The following is a 20,515-nucleotide window of genomic DNA, read 5'->3' as shown; positions in this document are numbered from 1 at the left end:
TCCCCCTCGTCACTTCTTGACGCGAACGGTCTTGGTGGAGCGCGTCTCGAGCGTCATCTCCGCTTCCTCCGAGACCTTCGTCTTCAGCCGCACAGTACCGTTCGCCGCGTCCACGACGTCCACCACCTTGGCGAGCAGTTTCGCGGTGTCCTCGTGGCCCGAGCGGCTGGCCAGCTGCACCGCGCGGCCGAGCTTCGCCGTCGCCCCGTCGACGTCCCCCGACTTGCGCAGGTCCAGCCCCTGCTGGATGGCCTGGGCCAGCTCGGCCTGGCCCGTGTAGTGCGCGACCTGCGGGTTGATGGACGTGGACGCCGCCAGGTCGTCCGTCCACACCGCCCGCACCAGCCCCTGGGCGAGGACGTGCGGCGAGGCGCCGTCCGGGGTGGGCAGCACCAGCGAGACGCGGGCGGCGAGCATCTCCTGGCCCACGTGGGCGCTCGGCACCCGGACGCACACGTGGTAGTCCCGCGACTCGTCGCCCCAGGAGCCGGTGGGGTAGTCGCTCGCGCGCGGACCGGCCGCGACCCGGCGGTCCGTCAGCTCCTCGACGGTGGGGGCGACCTGCTTGACGAACAGCACCTCGGCGCCCTGCGGGGTCCACAGCCGCAGCGAGACGTCGCCGACCTCCTTGCCCATGACGGTCTCCATCATCGACGTGAAGTCCGCGGCCAGGGCGGCCGGGTCCGCGACGATGTCGGCGCTGCCCAGCAGGGCGGAGGCTATGCCCGTGACCTCCTTGACCTCCCAGTCCGTGCCCACGCCGCGCGCGTCGCAGGTGAACCGGCCCGCGCACGCGTCCAGCGACGCCCGCAGCGCCTCCGGCTCCTCGTGCTCGTTGCGCCCGTCGGTGAGCAGGATGCCGTGGCGTATGGAGGCGTCGGAGGAGGAGAGCAGCCGGTCGGCCAGGCGCAGCCAGGTGCCGATGGCCGTGCCGCCGCCCGGGCCGAGCTTGCGCAGGGCCTCCTTGGCCTGCCCGCGGGTGGTGGCGTCGGCCACCGCCAGCCGCCCGCCGGAGGGGTAGACCTCGCGCGCCTGGTGGGTGCCGGCGACGACGGCGAAGGCGACGCCGTCGCGCAGCGCGTCGATGGCGGCGGCCGTGGCGTCGCGGGCGTTGCGCATCTTGGCGGGCGGGTAGTCCATCGAGCCGGAGCAGTCGACCATGATGACGACCGCGGCGTCGGGGGCGTGGCCGCCGGAGGAGAAGGAGCCGGGGGACGGGGACGGCTCGCCGGGGCCGCCGGTGGCGGTGACCGTGACGATCGCGTTGACCTCGCGGCCGCCCTCGGGGAGGTTGGCGTTCTGGTACACCTCGACCGAGAACCGCGGCACGCTCGGTTTGGACAAACTGGCCATCTGATCCGCTCCTTCGTACTCCACGTGGTCACATGGGGCGTGCGGCGGGGCGGACAGCCGCGCGGCGCCGTGCACGGCGCCGCGTATCGATCCCCCCGTGGTCACTCAAGGCCGTCAGGCCGATCCTGCCCCCTCGTGCGGGGCCGGGAACGGCAGGACGGCCACTGTTACGTTGTCGTGGCCCCCTCCGTCCAGGGCGTGCGTCAGCAGACGGCGTGCGCACTCCAGCGGCCGGGTGCGCGCGTCGGGCGGCACGACGGCCGCCATGTGCTCGGCGGACTCGGCGTAGTTCCACAGGCCGTCGGTGCAGACGATCACCACGCCCGGCCGGTCGGGGTGGTACGAGGCGGTGTGCGGCTCGACCTCGTAGGCGTCCGCGCCGAGCCAGCCGGTGATCGCGTGGGCGCGCTCGTCCGCGTACGCCTCGGCCTCCGACATCAGTCCCGCCGCCACCATCTGGGCCGCCCAGGAGTCGTCCTCGGTCAGCCGGGCGGGCTGGGTGGCGCGGTCGTCGGGCACCCAGTACGCGCGGCTGTCGCCGACCCAGCCGACGGTCAGCAGGTCGCCGGTGACGACGGCGCTGACGATGGTGCAGGCGGGCGCGTTCTCCTGGCGGTAGCGCTCGTGCTCGCGCGGCTGGGGGGCCGCGGTGGCCAGGCCGGCGACGGCCTCGGCGGCCAGGACGATCGCCCGGTGCGTGGCCTCCCTGGGGGGCGCGCCCCGCTCCAGGTCCTCCACCAGGGCGCCGTGCGCCGCGGCGCAGGCGGCGGCCGACGCCTCGTCGGGGCGGGCGGCGGACGACACGCCGTCGCTGACGACCGCGACGACGGTGCGGCCGCCGGCCAGGTCGGTGGTGGACACGGCGTACGCGTCCTCGTTGCGGTGGTGGCGCAGGCCGCGGTCGCTGACCGCCGCGACGCCTGCCGACTCGTGCTCCATGTGATCCCGTTCGCGCGGTTGTGCATGCCCGCAGTGTTCGCAGTACCCGTCTTTGTCGATCATGCCCGACCGGCAGGCCGCACAGGCTCCGCCGGGGCTCGCGCCGTGTGCCGGCTGGGCGGGGACCCCGCCGGCCGGCGGGGCGATGCGGTAGTCGTCCGCCCCTCGCACCAGCGGCGTGTCCGGCTGTCGCCACCCGCCGGGCCGCGCCTCATGGGGCAGGGGCGGCACCGCCGAGAGGTCCGCGCCGCAGCCTCCGCAGAAGTTGTCGGCCGGCTCCAGCGGCTCGTGACAGACGGGACACGCCGTCAGTTGTGGGGGCAGTTGCGACATCGATCACACCCATGTCCTGGGGCGGTAACGGTTGGCCCGCTCCACCAGTTCGATCCGTTCCTCACCGCGCTGGGCCAGGCGGGCGAGCACGCGGTACGAGCGCTCCAGCCCGAACCGCAGGTCCTGCTCGTCGAGGCCGCTGCCGAGCAGGCGTACCGGCCCCGGCGGGGCCGGCACGCCCGCGGCCGCGCCCTGACGGCCCGACAGCACCCAGTCCAGCGCCGTGCCCAGCACCTCGGTCGACAGCTGCTCGCGCCGCACCGCGTCCAGGCCGAAGTCCGCCAGCCGCTCCACCTGCCCGGCGGCCGCGCCGAGGTCCGGCAGCAGCGCGTCGCGCGCGGAGCGCTGCCGCAGCCGCGCCCGGACCGCCGCGACGCGCGCCGCCGTGTAGTGGATGGAGGCCTCCGGCACGGACTCCAGGGCGCCGACCGCCCCCGCCCGGTCACCGGCGGCCAGCCGCACCCGGGCCAGGGCGAAGGCGGCGCCCACGAAGCCCGGGTCGGTCGCCCACACCAGACGGTAGTACTCGGCGGCGTTGTCGAGCTGGCCGAGGAGCTCCGCGCACACCCCCAGCGCCAGCTTCGGGGCGGGCTCGCCGGGAAAGGCGTCGTAGACGGCGTCGAAGGAGAGCGCCGCCGTCTCGTGGTCGCCGACGACCAGGGAGTGCACGCCGCGGTGCCAGACCGTGCGCCAGTCGTCGGGGTGCGCGGCCTCCAGGGCGGCCAGGGCCGCTCCCGCCGGGCCGTCCTCGCCGAGCTCCAGCTGGGCCCGCACCTGGCGCAGCCGCAGCTCCGGCGAGTCCGCGGGCGCCGCCCGCAGCGCGGCGTACAGCTCGGCGGGCTGGGCGGCGAGCAGACCGGCGAGGAAGCCGGCGTTGGGGTCGGAGCCGTCGACGAGGGGCAGCGGCAGGGCGAGGGCGGTGGCCCGGGCGTCCAGCGGCTCGACGGCGGGCACCGAGGGCCGCGTGGCCTGCGCGGGGACCGCGGCCGGGGCGGGTGCCCCGCGGACCGCCGACCGCTCGCCGAGCACCGAGACCTCCCCGGTCCACGGTGCGAACAGGCGGGTGTCCACCACCCGCGGCTCCGGCCCGAACAGCGTGGACACCGCCGGCCGGGGCCTGCCCGTCTGCAGCGCCACGATCTCCCGCAGGACGCCCGTCAGCTGCTCGGCCATCTCGTCGGCGGAGGCGAACCGGCGCGCCGGGTCGGGGTCGGTGGCCCGGACGAGCAGCCGGTAGAAGGACTCGTAGCGGGTGAAGACGTCGATGTTCTCGGGGTCGGGCAGGCTGCCGGCGAAGACGTTGGTGTAGCCCTGGAAGTCGAACGTGAGCACGGCGAGGGTGCGCGCCACGGTGTACAGGTCGGAGGCCACCGACGGGCCCAGCTCGGCGACCTCGGGGGCCTGGTAGCCGACCGTGCCGTAGATGGGGCTGTCATGGTCGTCCATCCGCCGGACCGCGCCCATGTCGATCAGCTTGAGCCGGTCCTGCTGCTGGATGGCGTTGTCGACCTTGAAGTCGCAGTAGAGGAGGTTGCGGCTGTGCAGGTGGGCCAGCGCCTCCAGCGCCTCGATGCCGTACGCGCAGGCCTGCTCCACCGGCAGCGGGTCGCGCCGGCCGTCGGGCCGGCGCCGCTCGTTGGCGATCTCCTTGAGGGACTTGCCGCCGACGTACTCCATGACGATGTAGCCGTCGAGGCTGCCGGTGCGCTGGTCGAGGTGCTCGACGAAGTTGTAGATGCGGACGATGTTGGAGTGCTCGATCTCCGCGAGGAAGCGCCGCTCGGAGACGGCGGCGGCCAGCGCGTCCTCGTCGCCGGTGTCGAGCAGGCCCTTGAGGACCACCCACCGGTCGGAGACCGCGCGGTCGATGGCCAGGTAGATCCACCCCAGCCCGCCGTGCGCCAGGCACCCGGCGACCTCGTACTGGCCGCGCACCACGTCGCCCGGGTGCAGCTTCGGCACGAAGGAGTAGGGGTGGCCGCACTTGGTGCAGAAGCCCTCCGTGCGCCCCGGGCGCCCGGCCCGCGAACGCCCCACGGGCACGCCGCAGTCGCTCCTGCTGCAGAACCGCTTGCGCTCGGGCACCTCCGGGCGCTCGAGCACCGCGGCACGGGGGTCGGGGCGCGGCAGGCCCGGCATCGTGACCAGGCCCGCGCCCAGCCGGTTGCGCCCGGAGCCGGAGCCCCCCGTCTGCCGGCTGCGCACCGAGACCGAGGGGGGCCCGCCGGCCTCCGTGCGCTCGGAGCGGCCGGACAGCGAGCGCGAGAGCCGTCCGGGCACCGAACGGCGCGAGGAGGCGGAACGCGAGGACGACCGGGAGGAACCGCGCGAGGACCCCGACGACCCGGACGATCCCGATGACCCGGACGATCCCGCCGACCCCGAGGAGGCCGACGCCCCCGACGACGACCGGGCGGAGGGCGCGCTTCCGGCGCTTCCGGTTCTTCCCGCGTTCCGCTGCGAGGAACTGCCCCGTCCACCCGCCCGGGTGACCCCCGTGGGGGGCGAGGAGATCTGTCCGCCGGGCGAGACCACCGGCGCCAGCCCGCACTCGCCGCAGTACAGCTCGCCGCCGCCGACGTCCTCGTAGACGCCGCCGCAGTCCCGCCGCTGACAGCTGGTGCCCGTCATGATTCCCCCCTGCCCTCGGCGGCCCCGGGAACGGCCGACCGGGCCGGCGGGGCCGCCGCCTCCGCCACGGCCCGCTGGAAGCGCAGCACGGCGCCCTCGGCGGCCACCAGATCGCACGGCGCGCTCCACAGCATGCGGCGCGCCGCGTCGTACCGCTCGAGGATGAAGTGGTCCTCCGCCAGCCCGAGCCGGGCGGCCTTGGCCCGGTACGCGTCCAGCCGGCCGCGCAGCTCGGCCCGTACGGCCAGCGGAGCGGTCACCGCCGTCAGCGACTCGCGGGCGCGCAGCAGCTCCTCCTCGGCCCGCTGCTCCAGGCTCTCCAGCAGCGGGGACAGGCGGTGCCACTGGGCGGCCCTGCGGTGCTCGGAGGCCGCCGCCAGCTGTTCGTAGAGCGCGGTCGGCGGGCCGGAGACGGCGGGCACCTCGAACGCGGCGATCTTCGACAGGACCTCGACGCGGGCCTGCCGGGCCTCGCCGAGGGTGCGGTCCGCGCGCGAGAGGACGTCGCGCACGCGCATCAGCCGCTGCTCGGCGTCCTGGCGGACGTCCAGCACGGCCTCGATCTCCCGCCGCACGTCCTCCAGGGCGAGGGCGGCGCCGTCGTAGCGACCGGTGTCGGGGCGGCCTCCGCCGGGCGCGGACCCGGCCGGGGCACCGGTCCAGAAGGCGAGCGGATCGGATATCACCTCGGACCGCAGCGCGGTCAGTTCGGCGGCGATCCGCTCGAGGTCGTCGCCGGCCGGGTGGTCGCCGGGGCGCACGCCCACCGAGTGGGCCAGGGCGCGGGTGCGCTGCAGCTCGGCGGCCAGCAGGTCGATGCGCGCGGGCAGCGCGGACCAGACGGCGTCGGCGGCCACCACCACGTCCAGGGCACGGGCGTACCAGCTGTTCATCCGGTCGACCAGCTCGTGCAGGCTGAGCCGTTCGCTGAGCTTGGCGGAGGCGCCCAGCAGCACGGCCGTGGCCGCGGGCGGGCCGGCGGGCAGGGTGATCCCGGTGCCGCGCAGCAGGTCGGTCAGCTCCGACAGCTCGCCCTGGGTGGGCCAGCGGCGACGGGCGCGCAGCTCACGGGCCGCCTCCAGCGCGTCGGTATAGGCGTCGAAGTACACCCACAGCTGCGTGATGAGCGCCTCGGTGACCTCCCACCGGCTCTTCGTCACCCCCGCCAGCTCCGCGCCCTCCAGCAGGCGACGGCCGGCATGGTCCTGGAGGGCCAGCAGCGAGGACTCCACGGCCTCGTGCTCCGCGCCGAGCCTCGCCAGCGCACGGTCCACCTCCTCGCGGCTCAAGGCCGGCCCGGTGGGCCCCGCGACCGCCATCGATCCCCTCTCCTGTGCGCGGCCCACGCCGCGCACGAACGCTGTGAACGGTATTCCCCGTCAGTGCTGGTCCGTCGTCAGTCCTTGTACTTCGGTTCCGGAGGGGCGGTGATCCCCTTGAGGTCGGCCGCCAGCCACTTGCGGTAGGCCACCATCCACGGGCTCTCGGCGCCGCCCCGGCGGTAGTCCTCCAGAACCGCGTTGACCCGGCGTACCAGGTCCTGGTCGCCCAGGTTCATCGCCACGCCGTAGGACTCGGTGGTGAACGGTTTGCCGACGAGTCGCACGGACGGGTCCTGGGCCGCTTGTCCGGCGGCCAGCGCGCTGTCGGTGATCACCGCGTCGACCCGTCCGAGCTGGAGCCGCACCAGACAGTCGAGCTGGTTGGGCACGGTCAGCACGGTGGCGCCGTGCGACTCGCTGCGCAGCTCGCTCTCGCCCGTGGATCCCTTGGCCGTACAGACTTTCTTCCCCTTCAGGCTGTCGTCGAACGCCGTGACCGGTGACCCCTTGGGGGCCAGCACCTGCTGCCCGGCCTCGAAGTAGGCCGTGGAGAAGGCGACTTGCCTGATCCGGTCGCAGTTGATGGTCATGGTGCGCGCGATGATGTCCACCTTGCCCTTTTCCAGCGCGGGTATGCGTTGGTTGGTGGGGATCGCCAGAAAGGTGACCTTGTCGGGGTCGCCGAGGACGGCCTTGGCCACGGCGCGCACGAGGTCGATGTCGAATCCGCTGAGCTCGCGGGTGGCGGGGTCGCGGTAGCCCCAGCGGTAGCTGTTCTGGTCCACGCCGGCGATGAGCCGGCCGCGGTTCTTGATGCGCTGCACCGCCGGGCCGTCGGCGGTGGAGGGCCGCAGGCTCGCCTCCGGGTCGGTGCACGTGGCCGGCGCCCGCACCGCCGACTGCCGCGCGGCGGACGCGGCCGCCGTGGCGCCCGCCCGGCTCCCGGCGGCGTCCGGGGCGGAGGGCGGCAGCACGGCGAGCGCCGCGGCCATCGCGCAGACCGCGGCCGCCACCGCCGCCCACCGCCCGCCGGTACGTCCGCTCATGATCCCGCCTCCCCCTGTCACCGGTACTCCGAGAGCCTGCGCCCGATGCCGAGCACGGCGGCCGCGGCGCCCAGCACCGCGAGCACGGCGGCCCCGGCCGCGAGCCCCGTCAGCGCACCGCGGCCGTCGTCGGCGGCCGACCGGAACTCGCCCTGCTCGTGGGCCAGTGCCTGACCCAGTTCCCTGTCCACCCGGTCGAAGGATTCGCCGGTGCTGTCCTTCTCGCCGATCACCTTCGGCAGCGCGCGTTCGTAGTAGCCGCCGTCGTCGGCGGCGCGGGCCTCGCGGTGCCGCTGCTGCCACTGGCGCACGTCCTCGACGGCCTTGACCAGCGGCTCCCGCCCGCCGTCGCCGTCGGCCAGCGCACTCGCCCGGCCCAGCAGGCTGTCCGGCGCCGGGGCGCCCGAGGCGGGCGTGTCCTTGGCGCCCGCCCCCACGAGCCGGCCCATCCCCGTGCGGTAGCTGGACTCGTAGGCGTCGTTGCCCTCGGGGGTGAGCACGGCGCCGCGCGCCACGAGGGTCAGGCTCTCGTCGCCCCGGGCCTGGAGCGAGGCGATGCGGGCCTCGTTGAGCACGCGCAGGGACTTGGCGCCGTGCTCGTAGGAGGTCGTCAGGCCGGCCCTCGCCAGGGCGTGCCCGGTCACCAGCCACAGCAGCACCACCGCGCAGGCGGCGGTCGCGGCCAGCAGGCCCTGGTTGAACACGCGGTTGGTGCGGCGGTAGTCGCGGCGCTGGGCCCAGCCGAGCGCGCCCAGGGCCAGCACGCCGGCGGCCAGCGCGGCCCAGGGCCAGGACTCGGCGTCGTCGTAGTCGTCGCCGAGCCGGCCGGTCTCGGCCTCGTACAGCGCGCGGGCGGCGGGCAGCAGGTCCTCGCGCATCCGGTCGCCGGCGTGCCGCAGATAGGCGCCGCCCAGGGGCAGCCCCTGGCGGTTGTTGGCGCGGGCGGACTCCACGAGGCCGGTGTAGACGGGCAGTTGGGCGTTGAGCAGGGCTATCTGGCGCTCCGCGCCGTGCGAGCCCTCGGTGTTGGCGGCCGCCTTGACCAGCAGCGCGGAGGCGAGGGCGATGTCCTTCTCGTACCGCTCGCGGACCGCGCGCGGTTCCTGGCCGCCGGCGAGGAAGCCGCCGGCCGCGGCGGTGTCGGCGTCGGCCAGGGAGCGGTAGATGTCGGCGGCGTCGGCGCTCAGCGGCTGGCTGTGGTCGACGACGGCGTCCGAGGCCGCGGCCCGGTCGGCGACCTGCCAGGCGGTGACCGCCCCGAAGGCCACCAGCAGCGCCGCCAGCACGGCCCCGATGATGCGCAGTCTGCCGGGCTCCGTGGTGGCCGAGGCCTTCAGGCGGTCCAGACCCTCGCGCCACGCTGTGCGCCGGGTGCCCGGATCCGGCTGCGGTTGTGACACGTGACCTCCCCCTTGGTCGCCGGCGGCGTCCGTCGCCCCAAGAGCCGCGGAGGGACGGATGCCCGGCCAGCAGTATGGCCGCAGGGACTGACAAACACACCGGTCGTGCATCGATCTTGTGCGGACCGCGATATTCCCCGGTGTGTCCGTGTCGGCCTTCTCCTGTGTTCACGCCTGGGGTGGCTGTTCGGTTCCCGTGCGAGGGGCCGACGGGCGGACAGTTCCGGAGAAATGCCGTGGGGGCGGCGGACCGGGGCCCGCCGCCCCCACGGGCGGCCGCACGAGCGGGGATCAGCTGTCGTACGTGTAGAACTTCGTGTGGTCCAGCATGTCGGCCGGGGTGACGTTGTTCCAGGGGCGCATGGTGTCGTTGAGGTCCACGACGTTGGCCGTGCCGGCGGCCGGCAGGTACGTCGAGGTGGGGTGCAGGCGCTGCCAGTCGGCCCACAGCTTGTCGATGAAGCAGTGGTGCAGCCAGAAGACGGGGTCGTTGGGCGAGACGCCGGTGGCCATCTGGCCGCCGATCCACACGTGGACGCGGTTGTGGAGGTTGACGCCGCGCCAGCCCTCGAGGTTGTTGCGGAAGCCGTTGGAGGAGCTGTTCCAGGGGGCCATGTCGTAGGTGGCCATGGCGAGCACGGAGTCCACCTCGGCGCGGGTGGGCAGCGCCCGGACGCTCGTGCCCAGCTCGCGCTGGAGGTAGGGACGGTTGTCCACCGAGACGTTGATGTTCCACTGGCCGGTGGAGTAGGCGAACGGGCCGGTGGTGACCTGGGAGTCACGGCTGCGGCCGGTGCCGCCGAGGAAGTCGGCCCCGAATATGGAGGCGGTCGTCGTGCGGTCGACGGTCCAGTCCCAATAGGGGAGCGTCACCGAAGAATCGATTCTCTGGAGCTCCTGCTCGAACTGGATGAGGAAGCGGCGGTGCCAGGGCAGGAACGACGGCGAGCGGTGGCCGACGCGGTCGCCGGAGTCGGTGTCGCTCATGATGAACTCGTTGTGCGTGCGCACGAATTCGTCGTAGCGGCCGTTCTTCTTCAGCGCCAGCACCGCGTTGACGAAGTTGCGCTTCTCGGTGGCGGTCAGGGTCGCCTGGTTCTTGCGTACTGCCATGGGGATCGTGTCCTTGGGTGTCGGGGCGGGATGGCCGGCAGCGGCCGGAATCAGGCGGTGGCGATCGGGACGAGCACGGCGCCCTGGAGCTTGTCGACGGCGGCGCGGGTCAGCGTCAGCGGGTCGGCGAAGGTCTGGTAGTGGTTGACGACGCTGATCCAGGTGCCGTCGGCGTTCTGCATGACGTGCAGTTCCTTGCCGTCGATCGTCACGGCGAAGCCGCCGTGGTGGGCCTGGTGGCCACCGGTGGCGGGGGCGCCGACGATGCGACGGCCCTTGTACGTCTCGTCGAACGCCTGGGGGCCGTGGCCGGCGTGGTCGCCGTGGCCGGAGTGGTCCATGGGCTTCGGGCCGGACTCGGCGGTCGCGATGCCGGCCACGCCGGCCAGCGCTGCACCGGCCACGGCGACGGCCGTGCCCCTGAGGACGAAGCGGCGAGTGACGGTCTTGGACATGGGTGTCCCCCCTCGGGATGCGGGTGGTCGGGAGCAGGGGTTGCCACGAGGCCGCCGAGTGCCGTTTTGGGCTGATTTCAGCGGCCGTTGGTCGTATTTCGTGATCAATCCGTGCGTGCCCGGATGCTCGCATGCGCCCACAGGAGGGGAGAAATGGTTGCTCCGAATACGGACATTGGGTGTATGAACGGTCAACCAATGTCAGAAGAGAAATTTCTGAGGCGTCCCGTTGCTGACGTGATTGTCAGGAACTTCGGTGCAGGGAGCGGAGCATGAGCGGAGGATTTACGGTCGCCTGGCCCGCACGGTGACGTCTCTCACGATGTGAAGATGACGTGAACAGACCGTGCACCGTGGAATCCGGCCACTTCGGGACGGGTTCCACGGCGCGCAGGCCGGGCCCTTTGCGCACGCCGGCACTACGCCGGGCCCTTCGCGCACCCGGGCCCTACGCCGGGCCCTTCGCGTAGTGGGCGCGCAGCCGGCCGTACGCGGCGGCCGGCGCCCCGGCCCGGTCGAGGGCCAGCAGTGCGGCCCCCAGCACGGGCGGGGCGGTGACCACCCCCGGCACGGCCCGGGGCGCCCGCGCGGCCAGCCGCGCGACGATCCGCTCGTGCAGCAGCGGATGGCGCGCCGCGAGCACGCCGCCGCCCAGCACCACCGGAACCGCCGCGTCCAGCAGGTCCAGCCGCCTCAGCGCGCTCACCGCCATGACGACGACCTCGTCGGCCTGCCGGACCACCAGCGACCGGGCGATCGCGTCCCCGGCCGAGGCCACCGCGAAGAGGACGGGCGCCAGTTCGTGCCGCCGCGACCAGGCGATCCGCCCCAGGTGCAGGGCCTCGATCAGCTCCGGCACGCCGGCCAGCCCGAAGTGGGCGGGCAGCGCCTCGGTGAGCGCCGTGGCCTCGCCGCGGCCGTCCGCCGCCCGCGCCGCCCACCACAGCGCCTCCTCCGCCAGGACCCCGCCGCCGCCCCAGTCGCCGGAGATCCGCCCGACGGCGAGGAAGCGCGCGGTCCGCCCGCCCGGCGCGATCCCCGAGCAGTTGATGCCCGCCCCGCACACGACGGCCACCCCCGCCCGCTCGCCCCCGTCCGGCAGCCCCGCGCGCAGCAGGGCGAAGGTGTCGTTGGCGACCGTGACCGTACGGCCCCATCCGTACGCGGCGATCTCCGCCGTCAGCCGTTCCTCCTCCACCGGCAGATCGGCGTTCGCCAGGCACGCCTGGACGTGCTCCACCCGGCCCGCGCCGTGCGGCCCGGCCTGCTCGAGCGCCCGCGCGACCACGGCGGCCAGGCCGGCCACGGCCCGCGCGACGCCCTCCGCCGCCGGCTGGAAGCCGTCGCCGCGCGCCGCGCCCAGCACCGTGCCGTCGGCGTCCACCAGCGCCACGTCGGTCTTGCTGTTGCCCGCGTCGACGGCGAGCAGCGCACCGCTCACGCCCACGCGAGGTGCTCCCGGTTGTGCGCGAGGAGGGCGTCGGTCAGCCGGTCCGCGTGCTCGGTCTGGCCGACGAGCGGATGGGCCAGCAGGGCCCGGAACACCCGGTCGCGGCCGCCCTCGAGCGCCGCCTCCAGCGCCAGGTGCTCGTACGCCGTCACCCCCGCGACCAGCCCCGCGAACAGCGGCTCCAGCGGCCGTACGGGCAGCGGGTGCGCACCGCGCCCGTCCACGGCCGCCGGAACCTCCACGACCGCGTCGTCCGGCAGGAAGGGCAGGGTGCCGTTGTTGAGCGTGTTGACCACCTGGACGTCCCCGGTGCCGGACAGCAGCGAGGCCGTCAGCGCCACCGCCGCCTCCGAGTAGAAGGCCCCGCCCCGCTTCGCCAGCAGCTCCGGCTTCTCGTCCAGTGCCGGGTCGCGGTACATCGCCAGCAGTTCGCGCTCCATCCGTGCGACCTCGGCCGCCCGCGAGGGCTTGGTCCGCAGCTCCCTGACGACGGCGTCGTGCTGGTAGAAGTAGCGCAGGTAGTACGAGGGCACGACGCCGAGCCGGTGGAGGAGTTCGCGCGGCATGCGCAGGTCGGCGGCGATGGCCTCGCCGTGCTCGGCGAGCAGCCGGGGCAGCACCTCCCGGCCGCCGACGCGCACCGAACGCTCCCAGGTGAGGTGGTTCAGGCCCACGTGCTCCAGCGCCACCTCCCGCGGGTCCACGCCGAGCAGCGCCGCGAACTTCCGCTGGAAGCCGATGGCCACGTTGCACAGCCCGACCGCGCGGTGCCCGGCCGTGAGCAGGGCGCGGGTGACGATCCCGACGGGGTTGGTGAAGTCGACGATCCAGGCGGTGGGGTTGCGGCGGCGCACCCGCTCGGCGATGTCCAGCACGACGGGGACGGTGCGCAGCGCCTTCGCCAGGCCGCCCGCGCCGGTGGTCTCCTGCCCGACGCAGCCGCACTCCAGCGGCCAGGTCTCGTCCTGGTGGCGGGCCGCCTGGCCGCCCACGCGCAGCTGCAGCAGCACGGCGCCGGCTCCGTCGGCGGCCGCGTCCAGGTCGGCGGTCCACCACACGCGGGCGGGGTGGTCCTGCCGGGCGAGGATCCGCCGGGCCAGCGCGCCCACCGGTTCCAGGCGGTCGGCGTCCGGGTCGACGAGCACCAGCTCCGTCACCGGCAGCGCGTCGCGCAACCGGGCGATGCCGTCGACGAGTTCGGGGGTGTAGGTGGAGCCGCCCCCCACCACTGCGAGCTTCAACCCTTGACTCCTGTCGGTGTGACGCCTTCGACGCCCGGGTTCCGGGCCGCGTGGATCGGTGGCCCGAAGTAATCGTTCCCGCAGAAGAAGAACCGGAACAGGGCGACGGCCGCGATGGCGGGCCTGGCCATGGGCGGGCGTATGCGTGGCATGGCGGTACTTCCTTCGGGCCGGGGGTGCGGGGAAGTGACGCGATGGACGTACGGGCGGTGCGGGACGAACAGCGGGGAGAGCGGGGAGAACAGGGAGGACGGGAACGGGACGGCTCAGCCGGTGTCGAAGACGGTGTCGCGGGCGGCGGCCAGTGCGCCGCACAGGGCGCCGGCCAGGATGGGGGAGCCCTCGACGCCGCTCAGCCGCAGTCGCGGCCGGGGCAGGGCCAGTCCGGTCAGTTCGCCCTCGACCAGCTCGCGCAGCCGCTCGCCGCCGGCCCGGCTGACCTCGCCGCCGAGCACCACCAGCGCCGGGTCGACGACGGCGACGATCGCCGCGAGCCCGGTGGCCACGCGCGCCGCGAGCGCGGCGAGGAAGTCCTCCCCCGCGCCCGGGGTGGAGGCCGCGAGCGCCAGGGCCCGTGGGGCCGTCGGGGCGTCGATGCCGTGCGTGCGGGCGAGGCGGACCACGGCCGACGAGCCCACGAGCATCTGGAAGCCGCCCCCGCCGTCCGGGCCGATGGTGGCCTCGGGGCCGCCGCGCGCGAGCGGGGCGCCGGGCAGCGGCATGTAGCCGACCTCGCCCGCGCCGCCGGTCGCCCCGCGCAGCAGCCGCCCGCCGAGCACGATCGCGGCGCCCACGCCCTCGTCGATCCACAGCAGGACGTAGTCGTCGGCGTCGCGGGCCGCGCCGTGGTGGCGCTCGGCGAGGGCGGCGAGGTTGACGTCGTTCTCGATGACGACGGGGGTGCCGAGGAGCGCGGCGAGCTCGGCGCGCAGGCCGGGCGCGTGCCAGCCGGGCAGGTGCGGGGCGTACCGCAGCGTCCCGGTGCCGGGGTCGAGGGCGCCGGGGGTGCCGATGACGGTGTGCCGCAGGGCGGTGCGGCCGAGCCCGGCGGCGGACAGCGCGCCGTCCACCGCCTCGGCCACGAGGCCGGGGGTGCGCTCGCGCGCCCGCCCGTCCACGGCCGGGGCGGCGACGCGGTGCTCGCCGGTGACGGCGCCGGTGATGTCCGCGACGGCGGCGGTGATGCCCTCCTCGTCGACGGCGAGCCCGGCCACGTGCGCGACGCCGGGTTCGATCTCGTACAGCTGGGCGTTGGGCCCGGGGCGGCCGGTGACGTTGCCGGTGACGCGGACCAGGCCGGCGGCCGTCAGGCGGCCGAGCAGCTGGGAGGCGGTGGGCTTGGACAGGCCGGTCAGCTCGCCGAGGCGGGTGCGGGTGAGCGGGCCGTGCGCGAGCAGGAGGTCGAGCGCGGCGCGGTCGTTCATGGCCCGCAGGACGCGGGGCGTCCCGGGGACTCCGGCTCCGGCCATGGCTGTGCACCCGTCTCTGAGGGGTCCGGCAGGGACTGTAAGGAAACTTTCCAAATAGGTGGGGGGACGGTATGCCGCCCCCTGGCACACCGTCAAGAGGCCGTGGCCCGCCCGCATCCGCCCCCGTGACCGAAAAGTCGGCGACAGAAAAATCGGCGACCGGAAAGTCGGCGACCGGAAAAATGAGGCGACGCCCCCGGTCCGCCGCTGTTAGTTTCCCGCCACATGGAACAACTCGGCGAAAACGCCATACGCGCCTCCTTCGTGAACTGCTCGAAGGGCGAGGCGCGCAGGATCAGCCTGCCCAAGGGGCTGGCCGAACTCCCCTGGGCGGAACTGGACTTCCTCGGCTGGCGTGACCCGGGCGCGCCGGACCGGGGCTACATCGTCGCCATGCGGGGCGGCGAGCTCGTCGGCGTCACCCTGCGCGTGCCGCAGGGCGGTCCCCGCAGCATGGCCAAGACCACCATGTGCTCCGTGTGCCTGACCAGCCACGCCGGCTCGGGCGTCTCCCTGCTCGCCGCCCGCAAGGTCGGCGCCTCCGGCCGCGACGGCAACACCGTCGGCGCCTACATCTGCACGGACCTGGCCTGCCCCCTGTACGTGCGGGGCAAGAAGGTGCCCGAGCTGACGATGCGGTACAAGGAGTCGCTCTCGCTGGAGGAGCGCGTCGCCCGGATGACGGGCAACCTCGACGCCTTCCTGGACAAGGTCTTCCAGGAGCAGGGCGCGGCGACCGTCTGACGCGGCCTGCGCACCCAGCGAACGGGCCCCTCGCCATCACGGCGAGGGGGCCCGTTCGTTCACTTGCCGAGGGGAACTCCCGGCGGTGCCGGCGGTATCGGTGTCGTCGCCTGGGACTGCGGGGACGTGGGGTTCGCCAGGGCGGACGGGGCCGCGACGGCGGCCGCCGGATCCGGGATGATCACGGTCTCCAGCTCCGGGTCGAGCGGGCGGCCCACGATGCGGATGCCCTCCGCGTCCAGCGCCCGCTTGATGCGCCAGCGCAGCTCGCGCTCCACGCCGACGGCCTTGCCCGGCATGGTCTTCGCCGAGACCCGGATGATCACCGAGTCGAGGTAGATCGCGTTCAGGCCCAGCACCTCGACCGGCTCCCACAGCCGCTCGTTCCACGGCTCGGCCTTCTGCATCTCCTCGCCGGTCCGGGTGATCACCTCGCGCACCCGGTCCAGGTCCTCGTCCGCGCGCACCTGGACGTCGACGCCCGCGGTCGCCCAGCCCTGGCTGAGGTTGCCGATCCGCTTGACCTCGCCGTTGCGCACGTACCAGATCTCGCCGTCCACCCCGCGCAGCTTGGTCACCCGCAGGCCGACCTCGATCACCTCGCCGGAGGCCACCCCGGCGTCGATCGTGTCGCCGACCCCGTACTGGTCCTCCAGGATCATGAAGACGCCCGAGAGGAAGTCGGTGACCAGATTGCGGGCGCCGAAACCGATGGCGACGCCGGCCACACCGGCGCTGGCCAGCAGCGGAGCCAGGTTGATCTTGAGTACGGAGAGGACCGTCAGGGCCGCCGTTCCCATGATCAGGAACGAGGCGACGCTGCGCAGCACCGAGCCGATGGCCTCCGAGCGCTGCCGCCGCCGCTCGGCGTTGACCAGCAGGCTTCCCAGGGCGGTGCCGTCGACCGCCTGGGCGGTGCGGTTCATCCGCGCTATGAGCTTGGTGATGGCGCGCCGGATCACCGACCGCATGGCCACCGCGATCAGCACGATCAGGACGATGCGCAGGCCGTTGCTGAGCCAGATGGACCAGTTCTGCTCGACCCATCCCGCGGCGTCGTTCGCCGTGCGTTGGGCCTCGTCCAGGGATGTGGGACGGGGCGTCGAGTCTGCGGCCAGGGCAGCGGACCAGAACACAGCAGGAATCCTCCGGTGTGGGACAGACCCGCGACGAGGAGCGGTGCGGGCGATCCACCACACTAACGGGGCAGGCAAGGTGCTCCGTTGTTCTGTTCGATACGGGACCGCTCTTGCGCGGGGATGGCCGTGGTGGGCCGAGCGGTGCTCCCCGGTGTGCTCCAAAACACCTGAGACCCGTTACCCGGTGATGGTGGCGCCGGTGGCGGGGGCCAGGGGACACTTGCAGGAGATCGTCCCGGCGCGAGCCACGCGCCGCCGGCGTACAAGGAGGCACCCGTGCCGCATGTCCTGGTCCTCAACGCGTCGTACGAGCCGCTCGGCGTCGTACCGCTCCGCCGCGCGCTCATACTCGTCCTCAATGAGAAGGCCATCAGCCTCGAGGACTCCGGCGCCTATCTGCACAGCGCGTCCTGCACCGTCCCCGCGCCCAGCGTCGTCAGGCTGAAGCGCTTCGTGCGGGTCCCCTTTCGGGGCCCCGTCCCGCTCACCCGCCGTGCCCTCTTCGCCCGGGACGGCGGGCGCTGCGCGTACTGCGGTGGCGTCGCAACCAGCGTCGACCACGTCGTCCCGCGCAGCCGAGGCGGCCAGCACGCCTGGGAGAACGTGGTCGCGGCGTGCCGTCGCTGCAACCACGTCAAGGCCGACCGGCACGTCGCCGAGCTCGGCTGGCGGCTGCGTCATCAACCCGCACCGCCGTCCGGCCTGGCCTGGCGGATCATCGGCACGGGCCATAGGGATCCGCGCTGGCTGCCGTACCTGGAAGCCTACGGCGCGGAGGACGCGATGGCCCGGATCGACGGCATCTCCGCCTGAGAACACCGGGCCATCGTCGTACGCGGGGCGCGGCGGGCGCCCCGGGTACGACGATGACCCGGTCTCAGCGCGCCTGCCCGCCCTTTCCGGGCTCCCGCACGGCGTACGCCTCCACCTGCCACAGCGAGTAGCCGAAGCGCGTGGCGCGCTTCTCGCCCTGGACGCGCACGAAGCGCGCGTCCGGCGCGTCCATGCGCACGGCCTCCACGCCGCCCTTGCCGTCGGCCACGGCCGCCGCGTCGCGCCACGTGCGCCCGTCCGGGGAGACCTGGACGCGGTAGCGGGCGGGGTGGGCCTCCTGCCAGTGCAGGACGAGCCGGCCCAGCCGGACCGGGCGGGCCAGCTCCAGCTGCCACCAGGCGTCGTCCCGGTGCGGCGATGACCAGCGGGTGCGCGGGTCGCCGTCGAGCGCGGCGGAGGCCGGGAAGCGGGGGGTCTCGTCGCCCGAGGAGGTCGCCTTCCCGCCCGGCGCCAGGTCGGGACCCCCGGTCGGCGGAAACGCCCGGACGGTTACGGTCCGCTCCTGTCCGGCGAGGCTGACGGGCACCGTGAACACCCGGCCCGGGCTCCCGGCCGGCACGGTCAGCTCGATCCGGGCCGTGGTGACGCCGCCGCGCACCGCGGACAGCTCGGCCGGGGCCTTGACCGTCACCCCCTCGGGCGCCTTGACCGTGAGCTTCTCGTGGACCGCCTCCGGGCGCTGGTTGATCATGCGGGCCTCGATGACGGCCGGCCTGCCGCCGGTCTCCGCGTCCACGTCGCCCTGTTCCACCTCGAAGACGGCCGTGCGGGTGTCGGCGAACCACGGCGTGAACTCGTGCACGGCCGGCGGGGCCGCCGCCGCGTCCCCGCTCCACACCACCCGCAGCGCGTCCGCGCGCAGCCCCTTGCCCGGCACCTGCGTCCAGCCGCCGGCCTCCACGGGCCCCAGCGGCTGCCAGCCCTTGACCGCGTCGTGCGCCTCGACGGTGCCCGCCTGCCCGTGCCCGGGCTCGGTGAGCAGGGTGACGACGGTCAGCGGGTGCGGCGCGGGCAGCCGGACGGACAGCGGTTCGCCGGGCTTGGGGCGGACGGCGGTGGCCGGGTCGCCGTCGGTGGCCCGGCCCGCCGTGCGCAGCGGCCGGTCCACCCCGGTCCAGCCGTTGGCGCGGGCCAGGGCCTGGTCCAGGAAGGGCGTCAGCACGCCCTTGCCCACGGTCGCCCGGTCCTGGCCGATCCGCCCGCGCAGCCGCTGCACGTCCAGCTGGGCCCGCCAGGCGGCGGCGCCGTCGCCGCGCGCCTGGGCGGTGAGCATGTCCACGGCCCGCACGCCCGCCTCGCCGTGCCGGGCCAGCTGCTCCAGCCACGGCCGCACCTCCGCGCCGAGGGCGGGGGCGAGCTTCTCCCGCGCCGAGGCCATGGTGCGGAAGGCGCCCCGCAGCTTCTGCGCGGCCCCCTCCAGCCTGCCGGGGTCGGAGCCGGCCAGCGCCGCCCAGAAGTCGTCCAGCAGCGGCCGCAGGTACGCCGACTCCTCGCCGCCCAGCACGGAGGAGGCGTCGTTGCCGGCGAGCGCCCGCAGCGCCTCGCGGGCCTCGCCGTCGCTCCCGGCCAGGTCGTCGACGGCGGCCCGCCAGGACTCGTCGGGGCGGTACCCGCGCGGATTCCAGGCGTAGTCGGCGGTGGTGAACAGCGGGATGCGGGACGCGGTCGGCTGGGCCGAGGCGTTGGCGAGCAGCGCGGCCGAGCCCGTGGCCACGGCCGGCTCGCGCCCGGTGTAGGGGCCGAGGAAGATACGGTCCTGCGCGAAGTCGTTGACCGGGTAGTTGTCCATGGTCACCAGCGGGTGGCCGAAGGCCGCGCGGGCGTCGGCCACTTCGCCGCCGGTGATGGTCTTGGGCACCACGCCCACGCCCGTCCAGGCCACCTCGACCCGCGGGTCCAGCGCCTCGGCCAGCGCCCGCCGGAAGGCGGTGCGGCCGTCCTGGTAGTACTCGGTGGGCAGCAGCGACAGCGGGGCCGCGTCGTCCTTGGCCGCCAGGTGCCGGGCCAGCTCGCCCGCCACCTTCGCCTGGGCCTTCGCCGCCGCCTTGGGGCCCGAGCCGAACGCGTCGGCGTCCGCGTCGCAGTGCCACTCGCTGTAGCTGACGTCCTGGAACTGCAGCTGGAAGGCGCGTACCCCCAGCGCCCACATCGCGTCGACCTTGCGTTTGAGCGCCCGGATGTCCCCGGCCGAGGAGAAGCACATCGCCTGCCCCGGCGAGACGGCCCAGCCCAGCGTCACGTGGTTGCGGCGGGCCCGCTCGGCCAGCTCCCGGAACTCCGCGCGCTGCGCGGCGGGGTAGGGGTCGCGCCAGCGGGCCTGGCGGTAGGGGTCGTCGCCGGGCGCGTAGAGGTAGCGGTTCAGCTTGCTGCGGCCCATGAAGTCCAGCTGGGCCAGCCGCTGCGGCTGCGACCAGGGCCTGCCGTAGAAGCCCTCGGTCACGCCGCGCACCGCCGTGCCGGGCCAGTCCCGGATCACCGCGCCCGCGAAGCCCCGCCCGCCGTCCCGCTCCACCACCAGCTGGCGCAGCGTCTGCGCGGCGTGGAAGAGACCGTCCGTGCCCATGCCCGCCAGCGCCACCGCGGGCCGGCCGCCGGCGGTGCCCGTCGCCAGGCGGTAGCCGCCCCGGGGCAGGTCGGCGATGGGGCTCGCGCCCAGCGACCGCAGGGCGTCCTCGGCCGCCTGTCCGCCCGCGTAGACGATGAGCCCGTCCGGCGGCGGGGTGCCGCCGGGCTGGGCGTCGACGACCGTCCGGGCGCCCGCGGCGTGCAGCACCTCGCGCAGCGCCTCGACGGCGTACGGGTCGGTGCCCTGCTCGGCCATCAGGGTGACCTCGTCACCCACCCGGACGTACGAGCCCTGGGCGCGTGCCGTCTGGGGGCGCGGCCAGACGGGCGGGAGGCCGCCCGTGCCCTCCCGGTCGGGGGCGTCCGCGCCCGGGGCGCCGGCGGCCGGCGAGGGTCCGGGGTCGGCCAGGGCGTCGCCGGCGTTGCCGAGCAGCCCGCCGAGGAGGGCGGCCGCCAGGACGGTGACGCCGGCCCGCCGGGA

Annotated in this window: 15 protein-coding genes and 1 pseudogene; 2 read left to right on the top strand and 14 right to left on the bottom strand. The window is 74.7% G+C overall.

Going from position 1 to position 20,515, the window contains the following annotated elements:
- Nucleotides 1–9: 9 nt before the first annotated feature.
- The 12 genes and pseudogenes from IE295_RS21070 to IE295_RS21015 form a co-directional block, all read right to left on the bottom strand.
- Nucleotides 10–1,353, bottom strand: a complete 1,344-nt coding sequence (locus IE295_RS21070) for a vWA domain-containing protein (RefSeq protein WP_190065265.1) — start codon at nucleotides 1,351–1,353, stop codon at nucleotides 10–12.
- Between the two features lie 114 nt (nucleotides 1,354–1,467).
- Nucleotides 1,468–2,625, bottom strand: coding sequence for a protein phosphatase 2C domain-containing protein (locus IE295_RS21065; RefSeq protein ID WP_190065264.1), 1,158 nt, complete (start codon nucleotides 2,623–2,625; stop codon nucleotides 1,468–1,470).
- Nucleotides 2,626–2,628: 3 nt separating this feature from the next.
- The gene (locus IE295_RS21060) at nucleotides 2,629–5,256 is read right to left on the bottom strand and encodes a serine/threonine-protein kinase (protein ID WP_190065263.1); all 2,628 of its coding nucleotides are present in this window, start codon (nucleotides 5,254–5,256) and stop codon (nucleotides 2,629–2,631) included.
- Nucleotides 5,253–6,575, bottom strand: coding sequence for a coiled-coil domain-containing protein (locus IE295_RS21055; RefSeq protein WP_190065262.1), 1,323 nt, complete (start codon nucleotides 6,573–6,575; stop codon nucleotides 5,253–5,255). Before IE295_RS21055 ends, IE295_RS21060 begins: the two co-directional genes overlap by 4 nt.
- A gap of 77 nt (nucleotides 6,576–6,652) precedes the next feature.
- Nucleotides 6,653–7,624, bottom strand: coding sequence for a glutamate ABC transporter substrate-binding protein (locus tag IE295_RS21050; RefSeq protein WP_190065261.1), 972 nt, complete (start codon nucleotides 7,622–7,624; stop codon nucleotides 6,653–6,655).
- A 17-nt stretch (nucleotides 7,625–7,641) separates the two neighbouring features.
- On the bottom strand, nucleotides 7,642–9,135 hold the full coding sequence (locus IE295_RS21045) for a GlnX family signal transduction membrane protein (protein WP_372479196.1): 1,494 nt from the start codon (nucleotides 9,133–9,135) through the stop codon (nucleotides 7,642–7,644).
- A 180-nt stretch (nucleotides 9,136–9,315) separates the two neighbouring features.
- On the bottom strand, nucleotides 9,316–10,137 hold the full coding sequence (gene melC2 / locus IE295_RS21040) for a tyrosinase MelC2 (RefSeq protein ID WP_190065259.1): 822 nt from the start codon (nucleotides 10,135–10,137) through the stop codon (nucleotides 9,316–9,318).
- Nucleotides 10,138–10,187: 50 nt separating this feature from the next.
- Nucleotides 10,188–10,592, bottom strand: a complete 405-nt coding sequence (gene melC1 / locus IE295_RS21035) for an apotyrosinase chaperone MelC1 (protein ID WP_190065258.1) — start codon at nucleotides 10,590–10,592, stop codon at nucleotides 10,188–10,190.
- Between the two features lie 448 nt (nucleotides 10,593–11,040).
- Nucleotides 11,041–12,039 carry an N-acetylglucosamine kinase gene (locus IE295_RS21030; protein ID WP_190065257.1) on the bottom strand — a complete coding sequence of 333 codons (999 nt, stop codon included), beginning with the start codon at nucleotides 12,037–12,039 and terminating at the stop codon, nucleotides 11,041–11,043.
- Nucleotides 12,030–13,283 (bottom strand): 6-phospho-beta-glucosidase, encoded by a 1,254-nt coding sequence (locus IE295_RS21025; RefSeq protein ID WP_190065256.1) that lies wholly within the window; start codon nucleotides 13,281–13,283, stop codon nucleotides 12,030–12,032. The genes IE295_RS21030 and IE295_RS21025 overlap by 10 nt, the downstream gene beginning before the upstream one ends.
- Before the next feature lie 32 nt (nucleotides 13,284–13,315).
- Nucleotides 13,316–13,429, bottom strand: a pseudogene (locus IE295_RS21020) (carbohydrate ABC transporter permease); the annotation flags it as partial.
- A 120-nt stretch (nucleotides 13,430–13,549) separates the two neighbouring features.
- Complete coding sequence (locus tag IE295_RS21015; RefSeq protein ID WP_224323333.1) at nucleotides 13,550–14,752, bottom strand: ROK family transcriptional regulator; 1,203 nt, start codon at nucleotides 14,750–14,752, stop codon at nucleotides 13,550–13,552.
- Between the two features lie 225 nt (nucleotides 14,753–14,977).
- Between IE295_RS21015 and IE295_RS21010 the strand changes: the two genes are divergently transcribed.
- Nucleotides 14,978–15,496 (top strand): FBP domain-containing protein, encoded by a 519-nt coding sequence (locus tag IE295_RS21010; RefSeq protein WP_190065255.1) that lies wholly within the window; start codon nucleotides 14,978–14,980, stop codon nucleotides 15,494–15,496.
- 59 nt (nucleotides 15,497–15,555) lie between these two features.
- On the opposite strand, the gene IE295_RS21005 is transcribed toward IE295_RS21010, so the two are convergent.
- Complete coding sequence (locus IE295_RS21005) at nucleotides 15,556–16,632, bottom strand: mechanosensitive ion channel family protein (protein WP_190065254.1); 1,077 nt, start codon at nucleotides 16,630–16,632, stop codon at nucleotides 15,556–15,558.
- Between the two features lie 279 nt (nucleotides 16,633–16,911).
- Between IE295_RS21005 and IE295_RS21000 the strand changes: the two genes are divergently transcribed.
- On the top strand, nucleotides 16,912–17,448 hold the full coding sequence (locus IE295_RS21000) for an HNH endonuclease (protein ID WP_086570884.1): 537 nt from the start codon (nucleotides 16,912–16,914) through the stop codon (nucleotides 17,446–17,448).
- A gap of 64 nt (nucleotides 17,449–17,512) precedes the next feature.
- Here the strand turns inward: IE295_RS21000 and IE295_RS20995 are convergent, their stop codons facing one another.
- Nucleotides 17,513–20,491, bottom strand: coding sequence for a glycoside hydrolase family 84 protein (locus tag IE295_RS20995; protein ID WP_224323345.1), 2,979 nt, complete (start codon nucleotides 20,489–20,491; stop codon nucleotides 17,513–17,515).
- Nucleotides 20,492–20,515: the final 24 nt, after the last annotated feature.

The organism is Streptomyces griseocarneus (assembly GCF_014655595.1).
Classification (GTDB): Bacteria; Actinomycetota; Actinomycetes; order Streptomycetales; family Streptomycetaceae; genus Streptomyces; species Streptomyces griseocarneus.
The sequence above is the reverse complement of the archived record's forward strand: the minus strand, read 5'-3'. Positions and strand labels throughout refer to the sequence as shown.

Coding starts and splice junctions, on each gene's coding strand:
- IE295_RS21070 (WP_190065265.1), bottom strand. CDS start 1,353: ATGGCCAGTTTGTCCAAACCGAGCGTGCCGCGGTTCTCGGTCGAGGTG.
- IE295_RS21065 (WP_190065264.1), bottom strand. CDS start 2,625: ATGTCGCAACTGCCCCCACAACTGACGGCGTGTCCCGTCTGTCACGAG.
- IE295_RS21060 (WP_190065263.1), bottom strand. CDS start 5,256: ATGACGGGCACCAGCTGTCAGCGGCGGGACTGCGGCGGCGTCTACGAG.
- IE295_RS21055 (WP_190065262.1), bottom strand. CDS start 6,575: ATGGCGGTCGCGGGGCCCACCGGGCCGGCCTTGAGCCGCGAGGAGGTG.
- IE295_RS21050 (WP_190065261.1), bottom strand. CDS start 7,624: ATGAGCGGACGTACCGGCGGGCGGTGGGCGGCGGTGGCGGCCGCGGTC.
- IE295_RS21045 (WP_372479196.1), bottom strand. CDS start 9,135: ATGCACGACCGGTGTGTTTGTCAGTCCCTGCGGCCATACTGCTGGCCG.
- melC2 (WP_190065259.1), bottom strand. CDS start 10,137: ATGGCAGTACGCAAGAACCAGGCGACCCTGACCGCCACCGAGAAGCGC.
- melC1 (WP_190065258.1), bottom strand. CDS start 10,592: ATGTCCAAGACCGTCACTCGCCGCTTCGTCCTCAGGGGCACGGCCGTC.
- IE295_RS21015 (WP_224323333.1), bottom strand. CDS start 14,752: ATGGCCGGAGCCGGAGTCCCCGGGACGCCCCGCGTCCTGCGGGCCATG.
- IE295_RS21010 (WP_190065255.1), top strand. CDS start 14,978: ATGGAACAACTCGGCGAAAACGCCATACGCGCCTCCTTCGTGAACTGC.